The 4,255-nt window shown below is 67.9% G+C and carries 4 protein-coding genes and 1 pseudogene; 4 read left to right on the top strand and 1 reads right to left on the bottom strand.

Going from position 1 to position 4,255, the window contains the following annotated elements:
- The 4 genes from JMF90_RS26650 to JMF90_RS26635 all read left to right on the top strand — a co-directional run.
- Positions 1 to 977 (top strand): AMP-binding protein (locus JMF90_RS26650; RefSeq protein WP_201325629.1); only part of this gene is annotated, 977 nt, incomplete at its 5' end.
- 5 nt (positions 978 to 982) lie between these two features.
- Complete coding sequence (locus JMF90_RS26645; RefSeq protein WP_011694530.1) at positions 983 to 1,456, top strand: YbaK/EbsC family protein; 474 nt, start codon at positions 983 to 985, stop codon at positions 1,454 to 1,456.
- An 11-nt stretch (positions 1,457 to 1,467) separates the two neighbouring features.
- The gene (locus tag JMF90_RS26640; protein WP_011694529.1) at positions 1,468 to 2,610 is read left to right on the top strand and encodes an acyl-CoA dehydrogenase family protein; all 1,143 of its coding nucleotides are present in this window, start codon (positions 1,468 to 1,470) and stop codon (positions 2,608 to 2,610) included.
- 74 nt (positions 2,611 to 2,684) lie between these two features.
- Positions 2,685 to 3,905, top strand: coding sequence for a cation:proton antiporter (locus JMF90_RS26635; protein WP_011694528.1), 1,221 nt, complete (start codon positions 2,685 to 2,687; stop codon positions 3,903 to 3,905).
- Positions 3,906 to 4,103: 198 nt separating this feature from the next.
- On the opposite strand, the pseudogene JMF90_RS26630 reads toward JMF90_RS26635, so the two are convergent.
- Positions 4,104 to 4,255 (bottom strand): annotated as a pseudogene (locus JMF90_RS26630) (glutathione S-transferase); the annotation flags it as partial.

The following is a 4,255-nucleotide window of genomic DNA, read 5'->3' as shown; positions in this document are numbered from 1 at the left end:
CGCTGGTCTTCGGCGCGCGTTATGCGCGGCTCGACACGGAAAGCCGCGTGCTGCAGATGGCGCCGGTCACGTTCGATGCCGCGACCTTCGAGATCTGGGGACCGCTGCTCAATGGCGGCGCGTGCGTCGTCTACGAAGACGGCTTCGTGCGCGCGTCGCGCCTGCGCGACCTGATCGAGCGCCACCGGATCAACCTGCTGTTCCTGACCACCGCGCTGTTCAACGCGCTCGTCGACGAAGCGCCGGCGACGCTCGCGAGCGTCGAGACGGTGCTGACCGGCGGCGAGGCCCACTCGCTGCGCCACATGAACGAGGCACTGCGCCGCTACGGCGCGGACCGGATCGTCAGCGTCTACGGTCCGACCGAATGCACGACCTTCACGACCTGGTATCCGGTGCGCGAGATCGGCCCCGACGAAACCATGCTGCCGATCGGCCTGCCGATCCAGAACACGCGCCTCTATGTCGTCGACCAGGGTGCGCTGTGCCGCGCCGGCGAGCCCGGCGAGATCTGCGTCGCGGGGCCGGGCCTGACACCCGGCTACCTCGGCATGCCGGAGATCACCCGCGAGCGCTTCGTCGAATACGAGATCGCGGGGCGACGCGAGCGGCTCTATCACACCGGCGATATCGGCTACCTGCGCGAGGACGGCGTGCTGGTGTTCAAGGGGCGCCTGGACGACCAGGTCAAGATCAACGGCTTCCGGATCGAATTCGGCGAGATCGCGTTCCATCTGCAGAACCGGCCCGAAGTGCGGCGCAGCTATGTGACCGTGCATGACAACGGCATCGAGAAGCGGCTGGTGGCGTTCGTCGTGCCCAAGAGCGAAGCCAGCGGGGTCGAGCAGATTCGGGCTGCGCTGGCCGAAGTCCTGCCCGCGTACATGGTGCCGGCACAAATCCATCTTTGCGACGAACTGCCGATCTCGGCCAACGGCAAGATCGATCATCGACATCTGAAACAGACACTGGAGTGACAAGCATGAGCCTGAGCAAACGCGCCCAATATTTCCAGGATCTGCTGGCGGATCGCGGCCTGCAGATGGAAGTCCTCGAACTGCCCGCCTCCACGCGCACCGCCGACGACGCCGCGCGCACGCTCGGCTGCCAGAAGGCGCAGATCGTCAAGTCGCTGGTATTTCGCTCGCTGGCCGGCAACCGGCCGGTGGTGGTGCTCGCCAGCGGGCCGAACCGCGTGAACGAGGCGGCGATTTCCGAATTGATCGGCGCGCAGATCGTCAAGGGCGATGCCGACTTCGTCAAGGAAACCACCGGCTTCGCGATTGGCGGCGTGCCGCCGTTCGGCCACCGGGAGGAAGTTGCGCTGCTGGTGGACGAGGACCTGCTCCAGTTCGACGAACTGTGGGCGGCGGCCGGTACGCCGAGCGCGGTGTTCAAGATCACCGGCCGCTTCACCGACGTGCTGCCCGCGCATCGCGTGGTCTCGGTGAAGTAACGAGGCTACCCATGTCCAGTCCCTATCCGGACGAGTCGTATCGCGGCCTCGCGGCCGAGCTGCGCGAGCGCCTGCAGGCCTGCCTGCTGCCCGAAGCCGAGGGCGCCGAGGCGCGCGGCCATCTTCCGCGCGCCATCTGGCCGGCGCTGGCCGCCGAGGGCTGGCTGGACCTGCCGCTGGCGGGCGAAGGCTTCGTGCGCAGCGCGGTGTTCCTGGAGGAGCTGGGACGCCTCGGATATGCGGGCGTGCGCGCCGCGATCGGCGTGCATGCGTTCATGGCGGCGTCCTACCTCGCCTGGTTCGGCAACGACGCACAGCGCGAGCGCTATCTGGCGAGGATGCGCGACGGCACGGCCGTGGCGGCGCTCGCCATCACCGAGGATCAGGCCGGCAGCGACCTGAGCGACCTGCAATGCAGCGCCGCGGCGAGCGGCGACGGCTGGCGCGTGAACGGCACGAAACGTTTCGTCTCGAACGGCTCGCAGGCCACGCTAATCGTCGCGCTGGTCCGCAGCAACGCGCAGCGCCACGCACTGGGCGGTTGCAGCCTGCTGGTCGTTGATGCCGAGGCGCCCGGCGTCACGCGCACGCCGCTGAACCTGCTGGGCTGGCGCAGCGCCGACGTCTGCGACATCCGCTTCGAGGACGTCGCGGTGCCGCGCGAGAACACGCTCGGCAAGCCCGACAAGGCGTTCACCTGCCTGATGCGATGCCTCGACTTCGAGCGCATGGTGGCAGGCATGCTCGCGCTCGGCGGCGCGGGATGCAGCATCCGGCTGATGAATCGCTTCGTGCGCCAGCGCGTGGTGCGCGGCGCCCCGCTGAGCGCGAACCAGACGATCCGTCACGAACTGGTCGAATTGATCGCCGAATTGCGGCTGCTGCGTCATTTCGCTTATCAGTTGGTGCAGCAATACGTGGGCGGCAGGCTCGGCAGCGGCGACGCGTCGATCCTGAAGCTGCGCAGCACCGAGCTGGCGAAGCGAGCGGCGCATCTGTGCGCGCAATTTCACGGCGCGCGCGGCTACCTGTCGGAATCCGATGTCGCGCGGCTCTATCGCGACGCGACCGCCGGCACGATCGCCGCCGGCGCCAGCGAACTGGTGCGCGAAATCATCTTCGACAGCGTCGATTCGGAAGCGCTGCTCGACTGAACCCACTGCCGCGCGCCCCGCGGGGCCGCACGGTCGCGAAACGATTTTTTCCCTTCTTGCTCAAGGAACACGTGATGTGGCTGATACAAGTGGCGCTCGTCGTTCTGGTCTGTAACGGCTGCGGTGCGATCGCGGAGCGGCTCGGGCAATGCAAGGTGATCGGCGAGATCGCCGGCGGCATCCTGCTCGGCCCGCTCGCGCTCGGCGTCGTCACGCCGTCGCTCTATCACGAGCTGTTCACGCCCGACAACACCTCGGCGATCAGTCGCATCGGCGAGATCGGCCTCGCGTTGCTGATGTTCGAGATCGGTCTCGACGTGCGCCTGCCGGCGCAACGCGCGCTGCTCGGCCCGGTGCTGATCGCCGTGCCGGGCATGCTGCTGCCGTTCGGCGGGGGGCTGATGGTGGGCTGGCTCGCCCACGACGTCCTGGCGCCGCAGCAGCCGTTCTGGCCGTTCGTGTTGTTCTGCGGCGTGGCGCTGTCGGTATCGGCCGTGCCGGTGATGGCGCGCATCGTGACCGACCTGAATCTCACGCGGCATGCCGGCGCCGCGTCGGCGCTGTCGGCGGCGATGGTCGGCGACCTGCTCGGCTGGGGCGCGCTCTCGCTGCTCGTCTGCCTGTCGCACAACGCCGCCGGATGGCGCACCCTCGGCGTGAACGTCGTGCTGCTCGTCGCCTACGTGGCGCTGCTCGTGATCGCGGCCAAGGGTGTGCTGCTGCGCGTGGTCGGGCGCTCGCTTGCGCAGGGCTGGTCGCGCGACACGGTGGCGATCCTGGTCGCCTCGGTGCTGGTGTCGGGATGGATCACCTCGCAGCTCGGCTTCCATAGCGCGTTCGGCGCGCTGCTGATCGGCATGCTGCTGCGCGACGTACCGAGCGTGCGCGAGCAGTTCGACCGCCTGCTGGGCGGCTTCCTGCATACCATCCTGATGCCGATCTTCTTCGCCTGCGCGGGCCTGAACCTGCAGTTCTTCGACGTCACCGCCCATGCGCAATGGCTCTGGCTGCTGGCCTTCATCGTGGTCGGCTTCGCGGGGAAATACCTGGGCGTGTTCGCCGGCGCGCGACTGACGGGGCACACGAGCGGCGACGCGACGGTGATCGCCACGCTGATGAACGCGCGCGGCCTGATGGAACTGGTCTTCCTGTCGATCGGGCTGCAACTGCGCATCCTGCCGCAGAACGTCTACACGATGCTGGTGATCTTCGCGCTGTTCACCACCGCGGTCACCGCGCCGCTGTTGCGCCACCATCTGCGCCCGGTGGCGGGCGGCGCGACGGAATCGGTGTAGGGCGAGGCGGCGGCCGAGGCTCAGTGCAGACCACGGTGCCCGCCACTCTGGCCGACTCAACGGAATAGGATTTCATGCCGTATGACAGCGATTACTTCATACAACGAAGCATCGCCTGCCACGCCCGCGCCGTTCAATGTGCGCCGTGCAGGGGCTGCGTGAACCCCCTGCCCGTTATCGGCCGGCGGCCGCGCCAGATCAAGTCAGGTTGGCAAACACCGGCTGGTTCCTGACGCTCTCGCGCTGGCGCATTCTCGCGTACCAGGCTCGAAGCGCCTCGCACTCCTCGGGCACCGCCAGCTTCACGAGCATCGCAAAGATCAGACCGCCGATAACGGTGATGTCGGCCA

It is taken from the genome of Burkholderia sp. E168m23 (genome assembly GCF_016586125.1).
Lineage (GTDB): Bacteria > Pseudomonadota > Gammaproteobacteria > Burkholderiales > Burkholderiaceae > Burkholderia > Burkholderia orbicola.
This window is presented reverse-complemented; position numbering and strand designations above follow the sequence as displayed.

What these genes read in the sequence shown, in the direction of transcription:
- JMF90_RS26645 (WP_011694530.1), top strand. Translation starts at nt 983, where the DNA reads ATGAGCCTGAGCAAACGCGCCCAATATTTCCAGGATCTGCTGGCGGAT.
- JMF90_RS26640 (WP_011694529.1), top strand. Translation starts at nt 1,468, where the DNA reads ATGTCCAGTCCCTATCCGGACGAGTCGTATCGCGGCCTCGCGGCCGAG.
- JMF90_RS26635 (WP_011694528.1), top strand. Translation starts at nt 2,685, where the DNA reads ATGTGGCTGATACAAGTGGCGCTCGTCGTTCTGGTCTGTAACGGCTGC.